This is a genomic window from Nocardiopsis sp. Huas11, from assembly GCF_003634495.1.
Lineage (GTDB): Bacteria > Actinomycetota > Actinomycetes > Streptosporangiales > Streptosporangiaceae > Nocardiopsis.
Genome location: NZ_RBKY01000001.1, coordinates 5,359,046 through 5,383,106 on the forward strand (window position 1 = coordinate 5,359,046; position 24,061 = coordinate 5,383,106).

Here is a 24,061-nt window from a genome sequence, read left to right on the forward strand (position 1 = left end):
CACATCACACATGAGGTTCAGTCGCTCCGGGATCTCGCGTATCACAGGATCAGGCGGGGCTGATTCGCCCCGGAGCTTCCGCACAGGCGGGAGTATTCGCTCCTCAGCTCCCACGTGCACCCCAAGGGCCACACGCGCGTACCCCAGAGGGTTTTCCACGCGACCTGGATCCATCGACCGACACCCCACCGGCCCAGGGCACTCGCGCACTGGAGGAACATGCGGCGCAGGTCCACCCGGGGTTTGCACGCGGGAGGGGCTCATCGACCCTGGCCCCAGGCCCCACGGCCGTACAGGGCGATACCCCTCGGGGGGTATCCACACAGGCTGGATCCGCCGGCCTCGGAGCGGCGTGGCCGCCGCATCCGGTTCCGATTCGCCCGGTTCCGGGAGGGCCGGCGTCAGGCCGTCGTGCCCACCCGGTCGAGGTCGTCGAGCCAGGCCCGCACCGATCCGTTGTGCTCCCCCAGCCGCGGCGGCGCCAGGTGCCCCTCGACGGCGGGCGGGGCCTCGGTGTCCGCGTACGGGGCGAAGCGCAGCGCCGAACCGGGCAGCTCCACGCGACCCAGGTCCGGGTGGTCGACGTCCACGACCAGCCCCTGCGACCGGGTCTGCTCCCACGCGTAGACCTGGTCGATCGTGCGCACCGCGCCGCAGGGAACGCCGATCCCGCCGATCCGCTCCAACCAGTGGTCCCGGGTGTCCCCCGCCAGGACCCGCTCCACCTCGGCGATGAGTGCGTCCCGGTGGACGACGCGGGCCGCGTTGTCCGCGAAGCGGGGATCGGCGGTGTCCAGCCCGAGCAGTCCGGCGAACTTGGCCCACTGGGCCTCTCCACCGATCGCCACCTGCAGGACCCCGTCCGCGCAGGAGAAGGCGCCGTAGGGGGCGATGGAGGGGTGGTGGTTGCCCATCGCCCGGGGCACCTCGCCGGCCACCGTCCAACGGGTGCCCTGGAAGGCGTGCACCCCCACGATGGACGACAGCAGCGAGGTGCGCACCACCCCGCCCCGCCCGGTGCGCTCGCGCTCGACCAGCGCCGCGAGCACGCCCTGCGCGCCGTTCATCCCGGCCAGCAGGTCACCGATGGGCACTCCGGTCTTGGTGGGCTCGTCCGGCGAGGGACCCGTCAGGCTCATCAGGCCCGCCTCTCCCTGGGCGATCTGGTCGTAGCCGGACCTGCCGCCCTCGGGGCCGTCGTGGCCGAAGCCGCTGATGGAACACAGCACCAGGCGGGGGTTGAGCTCGCCCAGCCTCCGCGCCGAGAAGCCCAGCCGGTCCAGCACGCCGGGGCGGAAGTTCTCCACCAGCACGTCGGCCGCGCGCACGAGCCGGGTGAGCTGCTCGACGCCGTCCTCGGACTTCAGGTCGAGTTCGACCGACTCCTTGTTGCGGTTGCAGGAGAGGAAGTAGGCGCTGACCGGTTCCTGTTCGGGTCCCACGAACGGCGGTCCCCACCCCCGCGTCTCGTCTCCCGTCCCGGGTTGTTCGACCTTGATCACCCGGGCGCCGAGATCGCCCAGCAGCATCGCCGCGTGCGGTCCGGCCAGGGCCCGGGAGAGATCGACGACGACGGTGCCCCTGAGTGGTCCTTGCGAACGGTCCACGTGGTCCTCCTGTGTGCTGGTGATGCCGCGGGCCCGGTCCGCGAGGACGGACCGGCCCGGTGGTCCGGTGGTGGTTCAGGTCGGCAGGCCCAGCCGCCGGTAGCGGGCGGCCCGCTCGGCGCGCCGTTCGTCGGCGGGCCGCCGCCGCAGAGCGGCGAGTTCGCCGCCCAGCGCCGCGCCCACGCGGTCGCAGAAGGCCGCCTCCTCGTCGGCGGCGTCGTCGAGTTCGGCGATGACGCGGTCGACGATGCCGTTGCGGTGCAGGTCGGCGGCGCCGATGCCCTGGCTCTCGGCGAGCTCGGGCGCACGGTCGACGGTGCGGTGGACCAGGGCGCTGGCGCCCTCGGGGGGCAGCGGCCCCAGCCAGGCGTTCTGGGCGCTCAGGACCCGGTCGGCGGGGATCAGGGCGAGCGCACCGCCGCCGGTGCCCTGGCCCAGCAGCAGTGCGACGGTCGGCGTGCGCAGGGCGAGGAGTTCGGCGAGGCAGCGGGCGATCTGCCCGGCCATGCCCCCTTCCTCGGCGTCCTGGGACAGCTCCGCGCCGGGGGTGTCGACGACGGTCACCAGGGGCAGGCCGAGCTCGTCGGCCAGGCGCAGTCCGCGACGGGCCGTGCGCAGGGCCGCCGGGCCCATCGGCCGCTCCTCGGTCTGGCCCTCGCGGTCCTGGCCGAGCAGGACGCACGGGGAGCCCTCGAACCGGGCGAGGGCGAGCATCAGGCCGGGGTCGGTCTCGCCCTCGCCGCTGCCGCGCAGCGGCGTGACGCCGGTGGCGGCGCGGCGCAGGAGCGCGCGCACGCCCGGGCGGTCCTTGCGCCGGGAACGCAGAACCGCGGCCCAGGTCGGGTGCGCCTCTCCCGCCGTCTCACCGGACGGGAGCGCGGCCCTGGCGTCCGCCGCGCTCCCGGCATCGCCCTCGTCCGCGGCGGCGGGCGCGACCTCTCCCGCGTCCTCGGCCCGGCCCGGGTCCGGCGCGGCGGCCTGCTCGTCGCGGGCGCACAGCACGGACAGGACGCGGTCGGCGAGGTCCGGCAGCTCGTCGGCGGCCAGGACGGCGTCGACGAGGCCGTGCTCGTGCAGGTTCTCCGCGCGCTGGACGCCCTCGGGGAGCTCTCGGTCGTACAGGGCTCGGTGGACGCGGGGCCCCAGGAACCCGACGAGGGCGCCGGGCTCGGCGAAGGTGACGTGGCCCAGCGACCCCCACGAGGCCAGCACGCCGCCGGTCGTGGGGTGGCGCAGGTAGACGAGGTAGGGCAGGCCGGCCGCCTTGTGCGCGGTGACCGCCCCGGCGATCTTGGCCATGGACAGGAAGGCGACCGCGCCCTCCTGCATGCGGGTGCCGCCCGAGGAGGGCGCCACGAGCAGCGGCAGGCCCTCGGCGGTGGCGCGTTCGACCGCGGCGGCCAGCCGCTCGGCGGCGGCCACTCCCAGGGAGCCGGCCAGGAAGCGGAACTCGGTCACGGCCACGGCCACCCGACGTCCCCGCAGGAGCCCCTCCCCCGTCAGGACGGCCTCGTCGCAGCCGGTGACGCGGCGGGCGCGCGCGAGTTCGGCGGCGTAGGCGGGGCCGGGGCGCACGTCGACCGGGGGCGTGTCCCAGGACCGGAAGGTGTCCGGGTCGAGGACGCGGTCGAGGAGGCCACGCGCTCCGTGCCGGCTTGCCATGGTCACTCCTCCACGCTTTGGCTCGGTGGCCAGACCACTAGGTCTCTGAGCCAAGAATGGCACACGGCTCCCTCCCGGGGAAGACCGAGGGCCGCTCGCCGGCGGCCCGCCCCCGCCGGTCGACCGCATCGGGCGGGCCGCACTACTCTGGAGTCCTGCCAGGACCTGATCCAGAAGGAGTCCGCGCGCGTGCCTGCCAAACCCCAGCCCCGACCACCGGCGCGGCCTCGCCTCTACGAGCAGCTGGTGGAGCGCCTGGTGGAGTTCATGAGCGAGGCCGAACTGGCCCCCGGCGACCGCCTGCCCGCCGAACGCGAACTCGCCGCCTCTCTCGGCGTGAGCAGGGCCTCGCTCGGACAGGCGCTCGTGGCGCTGGAGGTCCAGGGTGTGATCGACGTCCGCCACGGCGACGGCGCGATCGTGCGCCGCACGGTCTCGGAGGAGGGAGTGCTCTCCCTGCTGCGCGACCGCGCCAACCGCAGGGCCGAGATCATCGAGGCCCGCCAGGCCCTGGAGGTCAAGCTGGCGGAGCTGGCGGCCGAACGCCGCACCGACGAGGACCTGGCCGCCATCGACGCCGCCCTGGAACTCATGCGCGCCGAGGTGCGCGAGGGCGAACGCGGGGTCGAGGGCGATGAGCGCTTCCACGCGGCGATCACCAACGCCGCGCGTTCACGCCTGCTGACCCGGATGATGGACGAGCTCGCCCCGATGATCCGCGAGACGCGCCTGGAGTCGCTGTCCCAGCAGGGGCGCCCGCAGGCCTCGCTCGCCGGACACGAGAGCATCGCCTCCGCCATCCGGCTGGGCGACCCGAGCGTGGCCGCGGAGGCCATGCGCCAGCACCTGCGGCTGGTCTCCACTGTGCCCGAGCTCCCCACGGACCGGGCCACCGCCTGAGGCCGCGTTGCGCCTTCCGTGCGCCGGCGCTCCCGGCGCACGGCGCGGGCCCGGCCGGCGCATGCGACGGCCGGGCCCTGGGCACGGCTCAGAGCAGGCCGGGCACCACCAGCACACCCCACGCGAGCAGCGGCCCGAGGACCACGACGATGGCGCCGTAGACCAGGATCTGCCGGTAGAAGCGCTCGGGATCCACACCCGTGGCGTTGGCCAGGACCAGGGCGCCGTTGGTCGAGAACGGGCTCACGTCCACGATCGTGGAGGAGACCGCCAGCGCGATGATGACCCCGGTCGTGCTCACCTCGCCCATCAGCAGGAACGGGACCGCCAGCGGGATGGTGGCGCCGAGGAAGGCGGTCGAGGAGGCGAAGGCCGACACGATGCCCCCGATGTAGCACAGCACGAGCGCGACCAGCAGGGCCGCGCCCAGGCCGGCCGCCGCACCGCCGACGTAGTCGATCGTGCCCGCGCTCTCCATGACGCCGACGAAGGTGAGCATGCCGGTGATGAGCAGCACGGTGGACCAGTTGACCTGCGAGAGGGCGTCCTTGCGCCCCTGCGGCGAGAGGATCACCAGCACGACGGTGACGGTCATCGCGACGAACCCGACGTTCATGTCGAAGCCGAGCGCGAGCACGCCCAGGGTGAGGATGCCCAGGAGCGTGGCGACCTGGTCCAGGCGGAGCGCCGACGCGGGGGCCGCGGTGGACGCGTCGCCGGAGGGCCCGGTCGCGACCGCCACGCCCCCGCCGGAGGAGCCCTCGGCGGAGGCGCCCCCGCCGGAGGCGCCCGCGACCGCGCCGACCGCCGCCTCCGAGGCCCCCACCCGTGCCCCGGCCAGACGGTGCCCGCCGAGGGAGAGGAACAGGACCAGCGCGATCATCACGTTGAAGACGAGGCTGCCGAGGAACAGGGCGACCGGGTGCACGGCGAGTCCGTTGTCGGCGACGATGGTGTTGACCGTGATCCCGTACACGCTGGCCGGGGAGAATCCCCCGCCCTGCGCGCCGTGGACGCGACCATCATGCCCATCAGCAGCGGGCTGATCCGGTAGCGCGCGGCGAAGCCCAGCGCGATCGGGGCGACGATGGCCACCGCGGCCGGGCTCAGGGCGCCGACCGCGGTGAGCAGGGCGGTGATGCCGAACATGACCCAGGGGATCGCGACGACGTGGCCGCCGACCATGCGGGTGGCCGCGCGGACCAGCAGGTCGACGGTCCCGTTGTTCTTGGCGATGGCGAACAGGTAGGTGACGCCGACCAGGGTCAGGAAAAGGTCGGCCGGGAAGCCGCCGAGGATCGCGTCGGCGTCCATGGCCAGGGCGAGGCCGCCGACGAGGAACGCGGCGACGAAGGCGAGTGCGCCGATGTTGATCGGAAAGACCGTGGCGACGACGAACATCGCCAGCAACACGAGGATGGTGAGCAGCTGGGGAGACATGACCGACCATTCGAGCGGGGGGTAGTGATCCAGCCCACAGGACTGATTGGCCTAGCCAATCTTCCAGTAAGCCACGTGTCAACCCCTGTGACGGCCTCGTCCGCCGCTACGTCCGCGCCACTCCGCTCTGGTAGGCCCACACGACCGTCTGCAGCCGGTCCCGGGTCCCGATCTTGGCCATGGCCCGCCCCAGGTGGGACTTGACGGTGCTGGTCTCGATGAACAGCGCCGCGCCGATCTCGGCGTTGGACATGCCCTGGGCGAGCAGTCGGACGATCTCCGCCTCCCGGGCCGTGAGCAGCTCCAGCTCCGCCGCCCCGGACCGGCGCGAGGGCCGGCGGCGGGCGAACTCGGCCATCACCCGCCGGGTCACCGCCTGGTCCACCAGCCCGTATCCGCCGGCCAGCCGGCGCACCGCGTCGATCAGGTCGTCGGGGTCGGTGTCCTTGAGGACGAACCCCGCGGCGCCCGCCTCCAGCGCCCCGAAGACGTACTCGTCCAGGTCGAAGGTGGTGACGATGAGGATCTCCGGCGGGTCCCCCTCGGCGTCGGCGAGGATCTCCCGTGTCGCGGACAGCCCGTCCCCGCCCGGCATGCGCACGTCCATGCAGATGACGTCGGGCCGCAGCCGTCGGGCGAGGTCGACCGCCGTGGGCCCGTCACCGCACTCGCCCACCACCTCGATGTCCTCCACCAGGCCGAGGATGACCCGGAACCCCGCTCGGACGACGGACTGGTCGTCCACCAGCATCACCCTGATCACCGGGCGTCCTCCTTGTTCGAGTTGTGCTCACGGCCCGCGGTGACCTCGCGTCCCACGGGCAGGTCCAGCCGTATCCGCCAGCCGCCGCGAGCGGTCGGCCCGGCCGCCAGCTCGGCGTTGACGAGTTGGGCCCGCTCCCTCATGCCGAGCAGGCCCAGCCCGCGCGGCGCGAGCGAGGCCCTCGCGCTGTCGGACCCTCGTCCGGTGTCGGCCCCGGACGCGGCGCCGCCGTCGGGGCGGGGCCCGTTGTCGACCTCCAGCACGACCCGGGTCCCGGCGTAGGCCAACGTGACGCGCACCGGCGCCCCCGGGGCGTGCTCGCGGGCGTTGGAGAGCGCCTCCCGCGCCACCCGGTACACGGTCACGTCGGCGACGGGCGGCAGGTCGTAGGGCTCGCCCTCCCGCACCAGGTCGACGGCGGCGCCCAGGTCCCGTTCGGTCCCCACCAGCCGGTCGAGGGCGGCGGCCCCGGGTACGGGGGCGCCACGCGAACCGGGGTCCCCGGTGTGCGCCAGCGCGTCCCCCGTCGACGCGGGCTCCTCCCCCGGTTCGCGCAGGGCCCCCACGACCATGCGGAGGCTGTCGAGCGTCTCCCGCCCCTGGGCGCGAACCCAGGCGGTCGCCTCGCGGGCCGCCCGGTCGTCCCGGCCGATGAGCCGTTCGGCCGCCCCCGCCTGGACGACCATGCCGGACAGGTGGTGGGCGGCGATGTCGTGCAGCTCGCGCGCCATGCGCGCCCGCTCGGCCATGATCGCGCCCTCGGCCCTCTCCCGCTGGCGCTGGACGGCCTCGGCCGCACGCTCGCGCAACAGGTCGACGTAGCGGCGCCGGGTCGCCACGAAGGCTCCCAACAGCGCGAACCCGACGTAGACGACCAGGGCCGAGAGGAGCAGCCCGCCGATCAGCCACGTCACCTCGCCGGAGTCCGGCCGCACGGCCGTCGGCGCGTCCTGTCGGACCAGCGCCGGATCGACCAGCATCCCCGTGACCAGTCCGCCGATGACCCCGTGGCCGACCGTCACGGCCGCGAGGGTCCACACCAGGCGGCGCGTGGGAAGCAGGGCGCCGCACGTGTAGGCGGCGACGAAGGGGGCCAGGCCCTGGACGGTCGTGTACATGGGCAGCATGGCCACGATCACCACCTGCAGGAGCACCACCGCGGCCAGGCACAGGACCGGGTACCGGCGGCGCGCCCACAGCAGCAGCGACTGCGCGCACATCACGGCCGTGAAGGCGGAGGTGGCGGCGGGGGAGAGCCGGATGCCCTCCACCTCGGCCATGGGATCCACCAGCGCCCACAGGATCACGCTGGAGACCAGGGCCACCGCCACCGCGAGCAGCCCGTCGCGCGCCAGGTCAGAGCGCACGCCCAGACGCTGGAGCCACTCCTGCGGACGTCCCGGCGGACGCGGTCCCAGGGTAGGGTCCCCGCCCTTCGTGACCTCGCCGCCGGCGTCCTGCGCCCGCGGTCCGTCGTCGGTCATCGCGTCCACTGGTGCCTCGCCTCGCTCCTGGTCGGATGAGCATCATGTCGTGTGCGGGGGACGGGGCCGCCGGGAGGGTCCTCCCGGCGGCCCCGCGCCCTCCGCCGTCAGTACGTCAGGTCGAAGGAGAGCAGGTGGAAGACGGCCGCGAAGGCGGCCACGCCGACCAGCCCCGCCAGGACGAGCGCGTCGGCCAGACAGCGCCGCCACCCGGCCCCGCGGCGCAGGTCGCCGATCAGGGCGACGGTCGCCGGGACGACGGCGGCCACTCCGAGCCACTGCGCCGCCAGGACCACGGACAGCGCGCCCGCACCCACGGACCGCAGAGCCATGATCTCGCCGAAGGCCAGCCCCCAGCCCAGCAGCGCGGCCAGGGCCGCGCCCACGCCCACCCGGGTCAGGACCCGGGCCGTGCGCCCGGCCCGCTCCCGGCGGGGCAGGGAGAAGCGGCGGCGCAGCAGGGTTCCGACCGGCCAGGACAGGACCGTCAGCAGCAGGATCGTCGCGGAGGCCACGAGCACCGGCAGGGCCAGGGAGGCGTCGCGGACGGCGTCGGTGCGCAGGAGGGCGAACGCCCCGGCGAAGCCGATCGCCTCCACCTGGTCGTCCACGACCCGCATCGACAGCAGCCGCTGACCGCCGACCTCACGCCAGACCCAGGGCTCGATCTCCTCGTAGGCGGTGGGCGTGAGTGTCTCCGGGCCCGGCGTGACCAGGATCGTGCCGTCCTCCTGGGCCACGACACGGGTCTGCCCGCCGAGTGCCCCCAGGACGTTCATGAAGGTGCTGTGCATCGACCGCGAGCTCTCGTAGGAGCCCTCGGCCATCGCGGCGTGCTCGGCGGCGGTCGCCTGCACCGGGGCCGACTCCTCTCCCTCGGCGGGGAAGTAGCGGTCGGCGAAGCCGAACAGGATCGCCTCGCGCAGTTGGAGGCTGTCGACCTCCCCGTAGCCGCCGCCGTTGAGGGTGACGAAGATCCCGGTGGCGTCGTCGGGGTAGATCTGCAGGTGGGAGTGGAAGTAGTTCGTGTCACCGCCGTGGCCGAGGATCCGGTGGCCGTTGCGGTGCTCCTCGAAGAAGCCCAGCGCCATCCGGGGGCCTTCGGCGAGGGAGCCCAGCGACTCCTCGGTCAGCGCCGGGGCGTGCATGAGTTCGAGGGTCGCGGGGTCCAGCAGCGGATGCTCGGCGTCACCGAGGTGCGCGAGCATGAACGCGGTCATGTCGGAGGCGGAGGAGGTCAGTGCCCCGGCGGGCGATCCCCCGACGACCTCGAAGGGGCCGGCCGGCGCGCGGTCGTCGGGGTAGCCGCCGGCCATGCGTTCCGCCAGCGCGGCGGGCGGGGGCTGGACGAAGGTGGAGGAGTCCATCTCCAGGGGGTCGAGCACCTCCGTGCGCACGTACTCCTCGAAGGGGAGGCCGCCGACCAGTTCGACGACGTACCCGGCGAGCGCGTTGCCGTAGTTGGAGTAGGCGGGGACCGTGCCGGGGGCGTACACCTGCTCGGGCGGGTCGGTGACCAGGTGGTCGCGCAGGTCGGCGTCGGCGTCCTCGGGCAGGATCAACCCGTCGATGCGCTCCTCGAACCCGGCGGTGTGCGTCAGCAGGTGGCGCAGGGTGAGGGGTTCGTCGAAGGAGGTGGGGACCGTGAAGTCGAGGTACTCCTGCACGTCGGTGTCCAGGTCCAGCTCGCCCTCCTCCACGAGCCGCATGACCGCCGTGGCGGTGAACAGCTTCGACACCGATCCCGGGCGGAAGAGCGTCTCCTCGGGGTCGACGGGCACCGGGTCGGTGCCGTCGGCTCCGGTGTCGGCGTAGCCGTACCCGCGGGAGGTGAGCACCTCTCCCTCGTGGACGACGCTGACGGCGGCTCCGGGGATGCCGGTGCTGTCCAGGGCTGCCGGCACCAGGCCGTCGAGCCACGTGTCGAGGTCCTGCCCGGTGAGCTCCGCGGTGGCGGCCACCGGTGTCGGCGGTGCGGGCACCGTCGCGGCCGCGGCCGGAGCGGCGCCGCTCGCGGCGATCACGGCGGCGGCCGCGACGACGGCCAGGGCCGCCACAGGGCGGGGACCGCGAGGGCCGCGCAGCCGCCCTCCTCCGTCGGCGGTCGGGGACGCACTGGTCGTTTCGGCGGGTCTCACGCGCTCACTCCTGCTCCATGGGGGCACCGGGCGCGCGGACCTCGTCCGCGTCGTCCCACCCGGTGCCGTATGACTTCAGAGTGCTGGTCCGTGCCCCTCCGGCACATCGCGCGCAGGTGCCCACCGGTTCTACGACCTTTGGTGGAGGCGACCGGCCCTTGAGGGGGAGTCGCACGCCGGACCGCGTCCGATACCGTTTCCGTTGAACGAACGGCGTCCCCGCCGCGTCCAAGGGCGTGACCGATCTCCTCCCACCGGGTCGTGCGGCGACGCGCCGCGGGACACCGGCACCCGACTCCGAGGACTCAGATGGCCCCGCCGCCCCGCGTTCCGCCAGGGCTCAGCCCGCTCCAGCCGACCGACCCCCGGGAGCTCCCCCCGTTCACGGTCCACGGCAGGCTCGGCGCGGGCGGCATGGGCGTGGTCCTGGCGGCCACCGACCCCGCCGGGGAGTGGGTCGCGATCAAGGTCGTCCGGGCCGAGTACGCGCACGACCCCGAGTTCCGCGCCCGGTTCGCCAGCGAGATCGCCCTCATGCACCGGGTCCGCGCCCGCTGTATCGCGCCCGTGCTCGCCTACGACACCGGCGCCGGACAGCCGTGGTACGCCACCGCCTACCTCCCCGGGCCGACCCTGCGCCTGCGCGTACGCGACGGCGGCCGGCTCCCCCTGGAGCAGGCCAGGGTCGTCGCGGCCGGGATGGCCGAGGCCGTCGCCGCGATCCACGCGGCCGGGATCGTGCACCGCGACCTCAAACCCGACAACGTCATCCTGGCCCCGGACGGCCCCAAGGTGCTGGACTTCGGGATCGCGCGGGCGGCGGACGAGACCGGGCTCACCCGGACCGGTGGCCTGGTGGGATCGCCCGCGTGGCTGAGCCCCGAGCGCTACCGGGGCGTCAGCGGACCCGAGGCCGACGTCTTCGCCTGGGGCGCGATGGTCGCCTACACCGCCACCGGGCGCATCCCGTTCGGCTCCGGCGGGGCGGAGACGCTCATGTACCGGATCCTCAACGAGGAGCCGGACCTGGAAGGGCTGCCGGAGGAGCTGTCCGCACCCGTCACCGCCGCCCTCGACAAGGATCCCGCGCGTCGGCCGTCGGCCACGTGGCTCCTGCACCAGATCGCGGGCCCCGACCCGGCGGACGAGCACGGAACCGACGACACCACGCTCGTCGACGGGCTGATCCGCGCCCACTGGCCCGGGAGCCAGGCCGCGCCGCCGAACGGGAACCCGGGCGCCGCGCCCAACGGGCGCCCTGGCCCCGCGCCCAACCGACACCCGGTCACGGAGCACAGCCCGACCCCGGCCCTCACGTCACGCCCTCCGACGCCGCCGGTCCCACCGGGTCCGGGGACGGGACCGACACCCGCGTCCGGCGCCCCCGGACGCGCCCTCCGCAGGGCGCCGATCGTCGTCGGTGCCGCCGGTGCGCTCTCCGTCGTCCTCCTGGGCGGCCTCGGCGCCGCCTACTTCCTACGTGAGAACGCGAGGGCGGAGGACCCGGTCACCCCCGAGCCCGACACGGTGGAGGTGTCCTCGGCCCTGGCGGAGGAGGGCACCCTCTCGGGGACGCTCACCGGGGCCGGATCCACCTTCCTCGACGACGCGATGGCCACATGGCACCAGTCCTATGCCGAACGACAGCCCGAGGTCTCGATCTCCTACCAGCCCGCCGGTTCCGGGGCCGGGGTGGAGCAGTTTCTGAACGGCGAGATCGACTTCGGTTCCTCCGAGCGACCGCTCGACGCCGACGAGCTCGCGCGAGCCGAGGAGGCGCGTGGCTGCTCGGCCGTGCAGTTCCCCGTCGTCGCCGGGGCCGTTGCCGTCGTGCACGCGAACGAGGACCTGGAGGAGCTGGAGCTGTCCGGGGCCGAGCTGGCCCGGATCTACCTCGGCCGGACCACCGACTTCAGCGACATCGCCTCCGCAGGCTCGAACATGGAGCTCCCGGAGCTGGAGATCGTGCCCGTGCGCCACGACGACACGGCGTCCACCGCCCAGGTGTTCAGCCGGTTCCTCGCCGAGCAGTCCTCCGAGTGGACCGCGGAGTGGGAGGACACCGCGACGGTCGCCACCGGGGACGAGGGTGTCCACCAGGTACTGACCGAGGAGCCCGGCGGGCTCGGGTTCGTCAACGCCGCCTACGCCGAGGCCCACGACCTCGACCTCGTGGCCGTGGCCAACGACGACGGCAACGCGGTCGAGCCCGATTCCGACTCCACCCGGGCGGCCACGGAGCAGCTGCGGTCGGAGGACGGCGCGGCCTCGCTGCCGCGCGCCGGAGGCGACGCGTACCCGATCATGCGCGTCAACCACGTGTTCGCCTTCGAGTGCGGATACGACTACGGCACCGGAGAGGCACTGCGCGACTTCTGGCTGCACGCCCTCGGCGAAGACGCCGCCGAAGAGATCGAGGACGCGGGCTACACCCCGCTCGCTCCGTCGATCAACGAGGAAGTCTCGCCGATCGTCACCCGGATCGGAGCCGCCTGAGCGGCCTCACTCCCCCGGCCGTTCCGGCGCGGCGAGGCCGAGGAGGCGCACCGAGTGCTCGCGCATCTCGACCTTGCGGACCTTGCCGGTCACGGTCATCGGGAACTCGTCGACCAGGTGGACGTGGCGCGGGATCTTGTAGTGGGCGAGCCGGCCCTCGCAGAACTCCCGCGGGGAGCGCGCCGTGATCTCCGGGGCGCCCTCCGCCGGCTTGATCCAGGCCATCAGCTCCTCCCCGTACTTCGCGTCGGGGACGCCGACGACCTGGGCGTCGACGATGTCCGGGTGGGTGTGCAGGAACTCCTCGATCTCCCGGGGGTAGATGTTCTCCCCGCCGCGGATGACCATGTCCTTGATCCGGCCCGTGATGGCGACGTAGCCCTCGTCGTCCATCACGGCCAGGTCGCCGGTGTGCATCCAGCGCGCCCGGTCGATCGCCTCGGCCGTCCGGTCCGGCTCGTCCCAGTAGCCGAGCATCACCGAGTAGCCCCGGGTGCACAGCTCGCCCTGCGTGCCCGTGGGGACGGTCAGACCAGTGGCGGGATCGACGACCTTGACCTCCACGTGCGGGTGCACCCGTCCGACCGTGGACACCCGCCGTTCCAGGGAGTCGTCACCGCGCGTCTGGGTGGACACCGGCGAGGTCTCGGTCATCCCGTAACAGATGGTCACCTCCGGCATGTGCATCCGGTCGACGACCTCCTTCATGACCGACACCGGGCACGGCGACCCGGCCATGATCCCGGTGCGCAGGCTGGACAGGTCGTGCTCGGTGAAACCCGGGTCGTTGAGTTCGGCGATGAACATCGTCGGCACCCCGTACAGCGAGGTGCACCGCTCGGCGGCCACCGCCGCCAGGGTGGCGCCCGGTTCGAAGGACGGGGCGGGGATCACCACGCACGCCCCGTGGCTGGTCGCCGCCAGGTTCCCCATCACCATGCCGAAGCAGTGGTAGAAGGGCACGGGCACGCAGATCCGGTCGGCCTCGGTGTAGTGCAGCAGCTCCCCCACGAAGAACCCGTTGTTGAGGATGTTGTGGTGGGAGAGCGTGGCGCCCTTCGGGAAGCCCGTGGTCCCCGAGGTGTACTGGATGTTGATGGGGTCGTCGGCGCCGAGCGTCGGGGCGATCGCGGCGAGGACCGCGGGATCGGCGGCCCGGCCCCGCGCCACGAGCGCGGCCCACTCCGGTCCGCCGATCAGCAGGACGTCGCGCAGCGCGGGGCAGGCCGGGCGCACGCTCTCGATCATCGCGGCGTAGTCGGACCCCTTGTGCCCGGTCGCGGAGACCAGGGTGCGCACCCCGGCCTGGCGCAGCACGTACTCCAGTTCGCTGACGCGGTAGGCGGGGTTGATGTTGACCAGGATCGCGCCGAGCTTGGCCGTGGCGTACTGGGTGAACACCCACTCGGCGCAGTTGGGCGCCCAGATGCCCACGCGGTCGCCCTTGCCGACCCCGGCGGCGTGCAGGCCCAGGGCCAGCGCGTCCACCTCGGCGGCCAGTTCGGCGTAGGTCCAGCGCCGGCCGGTGCGGCACTCCACCAGCGCGTCCCGGTCGGCGAACCGAGCCACCGTGCGGTCGAGGTCGCCCCCGACCGTCTCCCCCAGCAGGGGCACCGACGACGTACCCGAGGCGTAACTCAGCGCGGCGACCATTCCACGTCCTCCTGGAACCCGAGAGCAAGGGTGACCAGGGTCACATGGGGCGCGACGGGCCGCTACTATCCTTCGTGGGTACTCACAGCGGGTAGCCCAGGGCCCGCGCGGCGTTGACGGCCGCCACCCGGTTGTGGCAGTCCAGCTTGCGCATCACGCTGCGCAGATAGGCCTTGACCGTCCCCAAGGTCAGCCCCATCCGCTCGGCCGCCTGGGCGTTGGAGAGCCCGGCGGCGACGTGGCCCAGCGCCTCGCACTCGCGCACCGACAGCGCGGGCCGCCGATCCGGCGCTGGCCGGGCGGCGATGCGGTCCCGCAGGGCCTCCAGATCCCGGCGCACGTCCGCGTCACCGACGCGGGGGATGATCCGCCCCAGCTCGGCGCGCACCTGCGGCAGCGCGGCCGCTCCCGGGCCACCGGGACCACCCGGGCCGCCCGGGCCGCCCGGGCCGCCCAAGGTGCCCGGCCACGCCGCGGGCGCCCACCCGTCCCGCCCGGCCGCGATCCGGCGCTCCGCCTCGCGGGCGGCGGCCATCGCCCGCCGCAGCATGCGCTCGCCCAGCGGCAGGCGCCGGCGCAGTGCCGCGTACAGCACCCCGGTGACACGGTCGCCGCCCCGCAACGGGACGGCCAGGATCGAGTGCAGGCCCTCCCGCGCGACCGGCCGGTCGTACTCGTGGCTGATCGTCCTGGCGCGCACGTAGTCGTCGACCGCGACGGGCCGGTCGAGCACCAGGGCCTTGCCGCCCAGGCCGGTCCCGCTGTGCACGGCCAGGTCGTGCAGGGCGGTGGTCCGCGCGCCGCGGAACCGCGTCATCACCAGGCTGCGCCCGTCGGCCGCGAGCCGGGCGCCGAAGGCGATGTCGGCGCCGGACTCGTCGACGAGCCTGGCCAGGGCGGAGTCGACGGCCCCGCTCCACCGCTCGTCCTCCGCCGCGGCCATCGCGCACCCCCTCGCGTGTCGTGTCCCACCTCACATCATCCCGGAACGAGGCCCTTGCGCGCACCGATCGATGCGGCCGAACCGGGGGAATCCGTGCCCCGGCCTCCATGTGCCATCGTCAGGCGGTCGGCGACGGCCATGTCCCCCGGCGCTCTGGCGGCTGTGCCAGTAGTCGCGATAGGGGGCACAGCGGTCGAGAAGCTCCTGGTGCGGACCCTGGTCGACGATACGGCCGTCGTGCGAGAGGAGGACGACGTTGTCGGCGTCGCGGATCGTGTGGAGGCGGTGGGCGATGACCAGGTCCGTGCCGCGTCCGCACAGCGCCGCCAGGCTGGCGGTCACGTGTCGCTCATCCTCTGGATCGAGGGCGGCCGTGGCCTCGTCCAGGAGCAGGACCGGGGCCCGCTTGAGCAGCGCGCGGGCCAGGGAGACGCGCTGGCGCTCCCCACCGGAGAGCGCGGCTCCCCCTTCGCCGACCCGGGTGTCCCAGCCGTGGGGCAGGCGCTCGACGATCTCGTCGACTCCGGCCGCCCGGGCCGCGGGACGTCGTCGTCATCGGCGTCAGGACGCCCGACCAGGATGTTCGCCCTGAGGGTGTCGTCGAAGAGGTAGACGTCCTGGAAGACCGGGGCCAGCTGGGCCCTCAGCTGCTCTCTGGTCTGCTCGGTCACCGGCCCCGCGCGGCGCCCTGCCGTGGGGTCCCGGTGCCCCTCCAAAAATGGAAATGATTATCATTTACGATAGAGTGCGGCGAACCACACCGTCAAGGCACCGGAGAGACCGTGACATCGGACATGGACACCCGCGAGGACGACACCGGGGCTGGCCCCGACACCAGCCGCTACCTCGACTACCTCCTGACGAACCGCCGCTTCACCGCCCCGGCCGTGTCCGCCGCGGTGGCCTCGATCGCGCTGCCGGAACCCGGCCGTCCGCTGCGGGTCCTGGACGCCGGCACCGGGGCGGGAGGCGCACTGCCGGAGCTCATCGACCTGGCCCGTCCGAGCGCGGGCACCGTGGTCGCCGTGGACGTCGAGGCCCGGGCGATCGACGCGGCCAGGGAACGGATCGGCGGCGCGTCGACCGAACCCGGGGTCGATCTGCGCGTGGCCGACCTTCGCGAGGTCGCGGCCGAGGCCGTCGCCGACGGACGCGGCTTCGACCTGATCTGGTCCTCCGACGTCGTGTGGCCGGCCACCTTCGAGGACCCGGCCGGCGTCGTCGGCGCACTCGCGGAAGCGCTGGCGCCGGGCGGTGTCCTGGCGCTGTTCACGACGAACTACTACCAGTCGATGTTCCTGCCCGGGCACTCCCGCCTGGAGCGGCTCATCCGGACCGCGTCCGAGCTCACGTGGGGTCTGCCCGGCGACGGACCCACGCACTACGAGCGACTCGGCGCGTGGCTGCGCGGAGCCGGACTCGCCGACGTCGGCCTGCGGGTCCTCCCCCTCGCCGTGCCCTCGACCGAGCCCGCGGCGCGGGCGTATCTGGAACGGATCGTGTGGCCGGAGATGCGTCACGCCGCCGCCTCGCACGGACGCGCCGCCGGGATGAGCGACACCGATCTGGCGCGGGCCGAGGAACTCCTGGACCCGGACGGCGCCGCATGGGCCGGGGCCGACCCCGACGGCTTCGTCGTCCAGCCCACGGTGCTGTGGACCGGACGCGCCGCCACCGCGTGACCGGATCCCCTCCCCTCCCCCGGCCGGGCGGGCGCCCGCGTGGGCGCCCGCCCGGCCGCCGTTCGCACGACCGCCGGGGCCCGCCCGAGGCGCCCGGCGGAACCGGGCGGCCCGCACGCGCGTCTTTCCGGACGACCCGCCGCCCGTGTGCGTGCCGGGTCCGGTCCCCGCGGGCGTTACGGTGCTGTGGGGTCACCGCGCGACCACCGCCCCGACCGCGCACCGCCCCGCTCTGCCCGAACGACCCGCTCCGCCCCGCTCCGGAGCCACCAGATAGGAATCGTGTGAACAGCGACGACCTCCCCCTGCGGGACCTGCGTCTGATCGTGACCGGCGGGGGGACAGGTGGCCACACCTACCCCGCGCTCACCACCGTGCGCGCCCTGCGCGACCGCCTGGGGGCCGCCGGCCACTCCCTGGACGTCCTGTGGGTGGGCACGGCGGACAGCCTGGAGTCCCGGGTCGCGGCCGACCACGGCATCGACTTCGCCCCGGTCGCCACCGGCAAGATCCGCCGGTCCAAGAACCCGCTCAAGCTGGCCTCCCCGGAGAACCTCCGCGACATGGCCAACGTGCCCCTCGGCGTGGCCCAGGCGCGTTCGCTGGTCTCGGACTTCGCACCCGACGCGGTCCTGGCCACCGGCGGCTACGTGGCGGTCCCGGTGGGCCTGGCCGCGAAGCTGTGCCAGCGGCCCCTCGTGGTCCACGAGCAGACCGTCCGCCTGGGTCTGGCCAACAAGGTCCTGGCCCGGGTGGCCGCCCGCGTCGCGGTCTCCTCCCCCTCCACCCTCGCGCTCCTCCCGGACGGCGCGCGCGAGCACGCCGCCGTGACCGGCAACCCCGTCCGCCCCGAGGTGCTGACGGGGCAGGCCGACCTGGGCGCCAAGGGGCTGGGGTTCTCCGGCCACGACCCCGCGCTGCCCACCGTCTACGTCACGGGCGGGGCGCAGGGCTCGGCGCAGATCAACGACACGGTGCGCGCCGTCCTGCCGTGGCTGCTCGCCCGCGCCAACGTGGTGCACCAGTGCGGCAGGGCGAACGTGGAGGGCCTGCGAGCGCACGCGGCCGAGCTCCCCGCCGACCTGGCCGCGCGCTACCACCTGACGGACTTCGTGGGGCCCGAGCTGCCGGACGTGCTGGCCCTGGCCGACGTGGTGATCTCGCGCAGCGGCGCCGGGACCATCGCCGAGCTGACCGCCCTGGGCAAGGCCGCCGTGTTCGTCCCGCTCGCCTCCTCCGCGGGCGACGAACAGCGCCACAACGCCCGCCACCTCCAGGAGTCCGGCGCAGCCGTGGCCCTGCTGGACGGCGTCACGCCCGAGCACCTGCGGACGGCGGTGGACTCCCTGCTGTCCGACCCGCAGGCGCGTGAGCGGATGGCGGAGCGCGCCCGCGAGCACGGCCGCCCCGACGCCGCCGAGCGCCTGGTCGACGTGGTCCTGTCCGCGGCCCGGCGCTAGGCCGTGTTCTTCTGAAGGCTTTCGGGTGAGCCCGGAATGCTGCAGAAAACACGGCCCAGGCCGCGCGCGGGGCCCGATCCGTCGGGCCCCGCGCCGCGCCCACACCGCATCCCTCGCGTGCTCCGCCCCAGGTCAGCGCCTCGCCAAGCTTGTGAATCCCGAGCAAAGGGAGCAAGCTGGGATCAGCGACACGCAAGGGCCTGCCGTCGCGTTGGTGACGGCCGTGGCAGGGGAGGCGGGTCGATGGACAGCGAGGACGTCCCGGTGGTCGTGCCCCCCGGGACCATACCGGAACAGGCCGACGGCGCCTCCGGTCCGGCGGACGGTGAGGACACCCCTCCCACGGCCGTGCTCAAGCAGTGGGCGTTGGACCAGATCCCCCTGCCGATGGCCCTCGTCGACCACGGGGCACGCGCGATCGCGGTCAACGCGGCCATGGAACGCGCGATGGGCAGGCCCGAGGGCGAACTGCTCGGCCTGCGCCTGGGCGAGTCCGGCCCCGACCTGCTCGTCCAGGGCCTGGACGGCATCGACGAGGTCATCGAACGGGTCCTGCGCGACGGCGTGCCCGAACCCTACGAGGCGTATCTGCGTGTGCCCGGCGAGCCCCGCGAACACGCCTGGCTGCTGAACCTGTATCCCGTCAAGGACGCCGCCGACCGGGTACGGGCCATGTCCGTGGCGGGTGTGGACACCACCGAGCAGTACCGGGCCCGTCGGCGGCTCGGCGTGCTCAACGAGGTCGGGCTGCGCATCGGCACCACCCTCGACCTGGCCCGTACCGCGGACGAGCTGGCCCAGGTCAGTACGGAGCACTTCGCCGACTTCGCCGTCGTGGACCTGCTGGATGCGGTCGTGCGGGGCGAGGAGGCCGACCTGGTCGCGCCGAGCGACGAAGCGGTCTTCCGCCGGTCCGCCCAGCGCTCGGTGATCGAGGGCTGCCCCGAGGCCGTGATCGCGCTCGGCGAACTGCACACCTACACCGCGCACTCACCGCCGGGCCGGGCACTGAGCGCCGGGCGGGCGGCGCGGTACACGGTCGACGACGCCCACGTGCGCTGGTGGGCCGCCGACGCCCCCGAACGCGCCCAGAGCATGACGCGGCACGGGATGCACTCGAAACTGCTGGTCCCCCTGACCGCCCGCGGAGTGACCCTGGGTCTGCTGATCCTGGCCCGCCACCGCACGCCCGAGCCCTTCGCCGAGGACGACCAGTTCCTGGCGGAGGAACTCGCCTCCCGCGCCGCGCTGTGCGTCGACAACGCCCGCCGGTACACGCGTGAGCGCGCGAACGCGCTCGCCCTCCAGCACAGCCTGCTCCCCCACCGCGCACCCCGGCAGGCGGCGGTGGAGGTGGCCTCGCGCTACCTGCCCGCCCACGCGCGGGCCGGGATCGGCGGCGACTGGTTCGACGTCATCCCACTGTCGGGGGCCCGGGTCGCGCTGGTGGTCGGCGACGTGGTCGGCCACGGCCTGCAGGCCTCCGCCACCATGGGGCGGCTGCGCACGGCGGTGCGCACGCTGGCCGACGTGGACCTGGCACCGGACGAGCTGCTCACCCAGTTGGACGACCTCGTGCTGCGCCTGGACCGCGAGGAGGCGGCCGCGGACGAGGGGCCGTCCGGGCAGGGCGGGGGCGCGGGCGAGTTCGGCGCGACCTGCCTGTACGCCGTCTACGACCCGGTCTCGCGGCGCTGCGCCATGGCCAGGGCCGGGCATCCGCCGCCGGCGCTGGCCACCCCGGACGGCCGGGTCGAGTTCCTGGACGTCCCGGCCGGCCCGCCGCTGGGCCTGGGCGGGCTGCCCTTCGAGGTGACCGAGTTCGACGTGCCCGAGGGCAGCGTCCTGGCCCTGTACACCGACGGCCTGGTCGAGTCGCCCGACAGTGATCCGAACGCCGGGTACGCGCTGATGCGCGCCGCCCTGGCCGATCCCGGTCCCGCGCTGGAGGAGACCTGCGACAGGGTGCTGCGCGCGGTGCTGCCCGGCCGCCGCGCGGACGACATGGCGCTCCTGTTGGCCCGGACCCGGAGTCTGGACGCGGAGCACGTCGCCACGTGGGAGCTGCCCAGCGATCCGGCGATCGTCTCCAGGGCCCGTGAGCTGGCCGGCGCCCAGTTGGCGGTCTGGGGCCTGGAGGAGGCGGCCTTCGTCACCGAGATGGTCGTGAGCGAACTGGTCACCAACGCGCTGCGCTACGGCAGTCCGCCGGTGCGGCTCCGGCTGATCCGCGACGAGGCGCTCATCTGCGAGGTCTCCGACGCCGGGAGCGCCGCGCCCCACCTGCGGCGTGCCCGGGTCTACGACGAGGGCGGCCGCGGCCTGCTCATCGTCGCCCAGCTCACCGAGCGCTGGGGCAGCCGCCACACGGGGGCGGGCAAGACCATCTGGGCCGAGCAGGCGCTACCGCCGAGGTGAGCCCGCCGCGGAGCCCGCCGCGCCCGTGAAAAACCGCTTCGGTCGCCGCGGCGGCGTGTGCCAGACTGCCGCCCATGACCGACAGCCGCACCGCTCTCCTGGCCTTCCAGTTCGACCTCACCTGGGCCCTGTTCGAGTACCACTTGGACCGGCTCGTGCCCGAGGACTTCCTCTGGGAGCCGGCCCGGCTGTGCTGGACCGTCCGACGCCAGGACGGCGTGTGGACGCCCGACTGGGCCGACACCGAGCCCGACCCCGTACCCGTGCCGACGATCGCCTGGGTGAGCTGGCACATCGGCTGGTGGTGGGGCGTGACCCAGGACCACCTGAGCGGTCGCGCGCCCCGGGTCCGTGAGGAGGTCCACTGGCCGGGCCCGGAGGCGTCGGTGGCGTGGCTGCGCGATCTGCGCGAGCAGTGGACGCGCGTGCTGGAACAGGCGCCCGACCTCGACGCCCCGGCGCCCTTCCCCTGGCCCGAGGGCAGCGGCATGACCGTGGCCGACACCCTGGCCTGGGTCAACGCCGAGCTGATGAAGAACGTCGCCGAGATCGGCCAGCTGCGCCTGCTGCGCGCGGCCGGCGCGCCCGGCGTCGCCGGCGAAGGCTCCTGAACCGGGCGCCCGACGGCTGAACGGCGCCTCGCACTGATCGTCCCGCTCCCTGTCCGGGACTCGCGTTCGCGCGCTTTTGACCGTATGGTCAGACTACTGACCGAATGGTCAAAGATGCGAAGACGGGGAACGCTATGCGAGACGAACGACCCGCCGGAGGCCCTGGTGCGACGGAGGCCGCCGACACGGCCACGAAGGCCCCGGCGGCACTCCCCCTGCGGCGACGGCGCCTGCTGAAAGTGGGCGCGGCCGTGCTGGCGGCCGCCCTCCTGCTCGGCTGGGCCGCGACCAGGGGCGGGGCTCCCGTGGGCCACTTCACCTCCGCGGAGGGCCACGACGCCTTCGTCGCCGCCTACGAGCGGGCGATGGCGGACCTGCCCGAACCCGACGAGGTCCTGGACCTGCGCACCGACTACGGGGTGGTCCGGATGTACCGGTTCGAGGGCGCCGCGCCCGAGGAGGCCCCGCTCGTCCTGCTCCCGGGCCGGGCCTCGGCCTCACCGGTCTTCGCCGACAACCTCGCCTCGCTGCTGGAGGTGCGCACGGTGTACCTGATCGACCTGCTCGGCGAGCCCGGTGCGAGCGTCCAGTCCCGCCCCATCCGCGACGACGAGGACCAGGCGCTGTGGCTGCACCAGGCGCTCTCCCAGCTGCCCGAGCCTCAGGTGCAGCTGTTCGGACTGTCGATCGGCGGGTGGACCGCCATGAACCTCGCGGTCCGGCATCCGCAGACCCTGGCCGGCCTCATCCTGCTCGACCCGGCCGTGACCTTCGCCGACCTGCCGCCGGAGGTCGTGGTGCGCTCCCTGCCCGCAGCGGTCCCCTGGTTCCCGAAGAGCTGGCGGGACTCCTTCAACCAGTGGACCGCCGGAGGCGCACCGGTCGAGGACGTCCCGGTGGCGGACATGATCGAGGCGGGGATGCGGCACTACTCGCTCGCGCTGCCGGCGCCGACCCGGTTCACCGACGACCGGCTCACGGGCGTGGACCTGCCTGTGCTGGTGATCCTGGCGGGCGAGTCCGTGATGCACGACTCCGCCGAGGCCGCCCGCACGGCGGAGCGGACACTGGCCCGGGGCACCGTGGTCACCTACCCCGACGCCTCGCACGCGGTCAACGGCGAGTACCCCGAGGAGGTCGCCGCCGACGTCGCGCGCTTCGTCGACGCCTCCCCCTGAACGCCGGAGCCGTCCCGGCCCCGAGCCGCCCCCGGAGTGGTGCACCATGGCTCTGACCGCCCCGCACCGGACCAGGAAGCAGGAAGCAGCAGAGTGCCCGCCAGACCACGGGGCGCCGACGGCGCCCGGCAGCCCACCGTCACCGAGCGGGCACGCCGCCGACAGCTCGTCGACGTCACCACCGAGCTCGTCGCCGCGCACGGCTACGCCGCCTGTTCGCTCCAGCGGATCGCGGACGCCGCCGGGATCACCAAGGGCGCGGTGATCTACCACTTCGCGTCGAAGAACGCCGTCATCCGCGCCGCCTACGACTCGGTCATCGACGCGCTCACCGCGCGGGTGGCGGAGGCCGTCCAGACGGCCCCGGGTCCGGCGGCGGCCGTGGACGCCTACGTGGAGTCGATGGTCGGGCACATGGCCGACCACCCCACGCACGTGCGCGTGCTGGCCGAGGCGCTCGCGCCCGCCACCGACACCGGGGTGGACGACGCCCCCGCCTCGCCCACGCGGCAGCGGGCCCTCGCCGACCTCATCGCCGCGGCGGTGGCCGCCGGGGAGTACCGCGCCGATCTGGACCCCGCCACACTGGCGGTCATCGTGCACGGCGCGATCGACGCCGTCGTGGCCCAGACCCTGACCGACCCCGGCTACGACCTCACCGCCGCCACCGCCTCGATCCTGGACGTGCTGCACCGCGCCACCGCCCGCTGAGCGAACCCGGACGCCGCCGTCGCGCGATAGCGGCCCCGGGAGCGGTACGACCCGCTCCCGGGGCCGCACACACGGGGGAGAACCATGGACACCGACGACGTGAGGACCGAGCGCGCGCCCGTTCCCGCCCGGACCGCCCTGGGCCCAGGCCGTGTTTTTTGCAGCATTCCGGGCTCGCGGCCGCCAGGCCCGCCTCTCGCTGCGCCTCTGCGCTCGTGAAGCCCACCAGGCTGAACTTCGCACATCGTCTTGCGAGAGACGACCTGACGACCGCGAGCTCACCCGAAAGCCTTCAGAAAAACACGGCCTGGTCGCGGCCGCGGCGCTCGGCCTGGGGGTGCTGACCTCCTACGCCCAGGGCGTGCTGCCCCACGGGCTGGCGCCGCTGGCGAACTCGTCCGGCTCGTGGAGCCTGGCGGCGTTCCTGCTCGCCGCCACCGTTCGGGGCGGACGGACGGCCGCGGTGGCGGGCCCGGTGGCGCTGCTGATGACGGTGCTCGGCTACGACCTCGGATCGCTCCTGCGCGGGTTCGACGCCTCCCTGGGCTTCACCGCCTTCTGGCTGGTCGCCGCGGTCGTGGTGGGCACCTTCCTGGGCCTGGGCGGGCACGCGCTCCGCCACGGGACGGCTCTCGCGCCCCTGGGCGCGGGGGCGATGGGCGGCGTCCTGGTCGGCGAGGGCGCCTACGGCCTGCTGGCCATCGCCGACACCACCTCGCCGGTGTACTGGACGGGATCTGCGGTCGCGGGCGTCGCGCTCGTGGTCCGGGCGGCCGCCGCCCGGTTCCCGCGGGTCCGCCCCGCCCTGACGGCCGCAGCGACCTGCGCGGGCACCGCCGCGCTGTTCGTGGTCGTGTACCGGATCGGCTTCTTCCTCCTGCTGCCCTGAAGCGGGGGCGCGGGGCTCCACGATCG

19 protein-coding genes are annotated in these 24,061 nt (G+C 74.1%); 9 read left to right on the forward strand and 10 right to left on the reverse strand.

What is annotated here, in order from left to right:
* Positions 1–401: 401 nt before the first annotated feature.
* Both DFP74_RS24255 and DFP74_RS24260 read right to left on the reverse strand, forming a co-directional pair.
* Positions 402–1,607 (reverse strand): CaiB/BaiF CoA-transferase family protein, encoded by a 1,206-nt coding sequence (locus tag DFP74_RS24255; protein ID WP_121185046.1) that lies wholly within the window; start codon positions 1,605–1,607, stop codon positions 402–404.
* Between the two features lie 75 nt (positions 1,608–1,682).
* Positions 1,683–3,269 (reverse strand): carboxyl transferase domain-containing protein, encoded by a 1,587-nt coding sequence (locus DFP74_RS24260; RefSeq protein ID WP_121185048.1) that lies wholly within the window; start codon positions 3,267–3,269, stop codon positions 1,683–1,685.
* Positions 3,270–3,458: 189 nt separating this feature from the next.
* On the opposite strand from DFP74_RS24260, the gene DFP74_RS24265 reads away from it, so the two are divergent.
* A complete protein-coding gene (locus DFP74_RS24265) occupies positions 3,459–4,169 on the forward strand; it encodes a FadR/GntR family transcriptional regulator (protein WP_255499619.1) in 711 nt (236 codons plus the stop codon).
* Between the two features lie 88 nt (positions 4,170–4,257).
* Here DFP74_RS24265 and DFP74_RS24270 read toward each other — a convergent pair whose 3' ends face one another.
* The 5 genes from DFP74_RS24270 to DFP74_RS24285 all read right to left on the reverse strand — a co-directional run bounded on the left by DFP74_RS24270 (position 4,258) and on the right by DFP74_RS24285 (position 9,994).
* Entirely contained in the window at positions 4,258–5,145 is an 888-nt protein-coding gene (locus DFP74_RS24270; RefSeq protein ID WP_233571137.1) for an SLC13 family permease, read from the reverse strand.
* Positions 5,052–5,609, reverse strand: coding sequence for an SLC13 family permease (locus tag DFP74_RS34655; protein WP_233571138.1), 558 nt, complete (start codon positions 5,607–5,609; stop codon positions 5,052–5,054). The genes DFP74_RS24270 and DFP74_RS34655 overlap by 94 nt, the downstream gene beginning before the upstream one ends.
* A gap of 106 nt (positions 5,610–5,715) precedes the next feature.
* A complete protein-coding gene (locus DFP74_RS24275; RefSeq protein ID WP_121185052.1) occupies positions 5,716–6,372 on the reverse strand; it encodes a response regulator transcription factor in 657 nt (218 codons plus the stop codon).
* Positions 6,369–7,856 carry a sensor histidine kinase gene (locus DFP74_RS24280; RefSeq protein WP_147453908.1) on the reverse strand — a complete coding sequence of 496 codons (1,488 nt, stop codon included), beginning with the start codon at positions 7,854–7,856 and terminating at the stop codon, positions 6,369–6,371. The genes DFP74_RS24275 and DFP74_RS24280 overlap by 4 nt, the downstream gene beginning before the upstream one ends.
* A gap of 107 nt (positions 7,857–7,963) precedes the next feature.
* Positions 7,964–9,994, reverse strand: a complete 2,031-nt coding sequence (locus DFP74_RS24285) for a serine hydrolase domain-containing protein (RefSeq protein WP_233571139.1) — start codon at positions 9,992–9,994, stop codon at positions 7,964–7,966.
* Positions 9,995–10,303: 309 nt separating this feature from the next.
* Here DFP74_RS24285 and DFP74_RS33610 point away from each other — a divergent pair, with 309 nt between their 5' ends.
* Positions 10,304–12,490 (forward strand): serine/threonine-protein kinase, encoded by a 2,187-nt coding sequence (locus tag DFP74_RS33610; protein WP_158613046.1) that lies wholly within the window; start codon positions 10,304–10,306, stop codon positions 12,488–12,490.
* Between the two features lie 6 nt (positions 12,491–12,496).
* Here DFP74_RS33610 and DFP74_RS24295 read toward each other — a convergent pair whose 3' ends face one another.
* The 3 genes from DFP74_RS24295 to DFP74_RS24305 all read right to left on the reverse strand — a co-directional run bounded on the left by DFP74_RS24295 (position 12,497) and on the right by DFP74_RS24305 (position 15,599).
* Positions 12,497–14,143, reverse strand: a complete 1,647-nt coding sequence (locus DFP74_RS24295) for an AMP-binding protein (RefSeq protein WP_121185056.1) — start codon at positions 14,141–14,143, stop codon at positions 12,497–12,499.
* 82 nt (positions 14,144–14,225) lie between these two features.
* A complete protein-coding gene (locus DFP74_RS24300; protein ID WP_121185058.1) occupies positions 14,226–15,086 on the reverse strand; it encodes a LuxR C-terminal-related transcriptional regulator in 861 nt (286 codons plus the stop codon).
* A 30-nt stretch (positions 15,087–15,116) separates the two neighbouring features.
* On the reverse strand, positions 15,117–15,599 hold the full coding sequence (locus DFP74_RS24305) for an ATP-binding cassette domain-containing protein (RefSeq protein ID WP_370013523.1): 483 nt from the start codon (positions 15,597–15,599) through the stop codon (positions 15,117–15,119).
* Positions 15,600–15,868: 269 nt separating this feature from the next.
* Here DFP74_RS24305 and DFP74_RS24310 point away from each other — a divergent pair, with 269 nt between their 5' ends.
* From DFP74_RS24310 to DFP74_RS24340, 7 genes are all read left to right on the forward strand, one after another.
* Positions 15,869–16,768 carry a trans-aconitate 2-methyltransferase gene (locus DFP74_RS24310; RefSeq protein WP_233571140.1) on the forward strand — a complete coding sequence of 300 codons (900 nt, stop codon included), beginning with the start codon at positions 15,869–15,871 and terminating at the stop codon, positions 16,766–16,768.
* A 284-nt stretch (positions 16,769–17,052) separates the two neighbouring features.
* Positions 17,053–18,228, forward strand: coding sequence for a glycosyltransferase (locus DFP74_RS24315; protein ID WP_121185062.1), 1,176 nt, complete (start codon positions 17,053–17,055; stop codon positions 18,226–18,228).
* Between the two features lie 243 nt (positions 18,229–18,471).
* Entirely contained in the window at positions 18,472–20,646 is a 2,175-nt protein-coding gene (locus DFP74_RS24320; protein ID WP_199725771.1) for a SpoIIE family protein phosphatase, read from the forward strand.
* Between the two features lie 74 nt (positions 20,647–20,720).
* A complete protein-coding gene (locus DFP74_RS24325) occupies positions 20,721–21,257 on the forward strand; it encodes a DinB family protein (RefSeq protein ID WP_121185066.1) in 537 nt (178 codons plus the stop codon).
* Positions 21,258–21,391: 134 nt separating this feature from the next.
* Positions 21,392–22,435, forward strand: a complete 1,044-nt coding sequence (locus tag DFP74_RS24330; RefSeq protein ID WP_121185068.1) for an alpha/beta fold hydrolase — start codon at positions 21,392–21,394, stop codon at positions 22,433–22,435.
* Between the two features lie 93 nt (positions 22,436–22,528).
* On the forward strand, positions 22,529–23,146 hold the full coding sequence (locus DFP74_RS24335) for a TetR/AcrR family transcriptional regulator (RefSeq protein WP_121185070.1): 618 nt from the start codon (positions 22,529–22,531) through the stop codon (positions 23,144–23,146).
* A 199-nt stretch (positions 23,147–23,345) separates the two neighbouring features.
* On the forward strand, positions 23,346–24,035 hold the full coding sequence (locus tag DFP74_RS24340; RefSeq protein WP_370013524.1) for a DUF6518 family protein: 690 nt from the start codon (positions 23,346–23,348) through the stop codon (positions 24,033–24,035).
* Positions 24,036–24,061 lie beyond the last annotated feature (26 nt).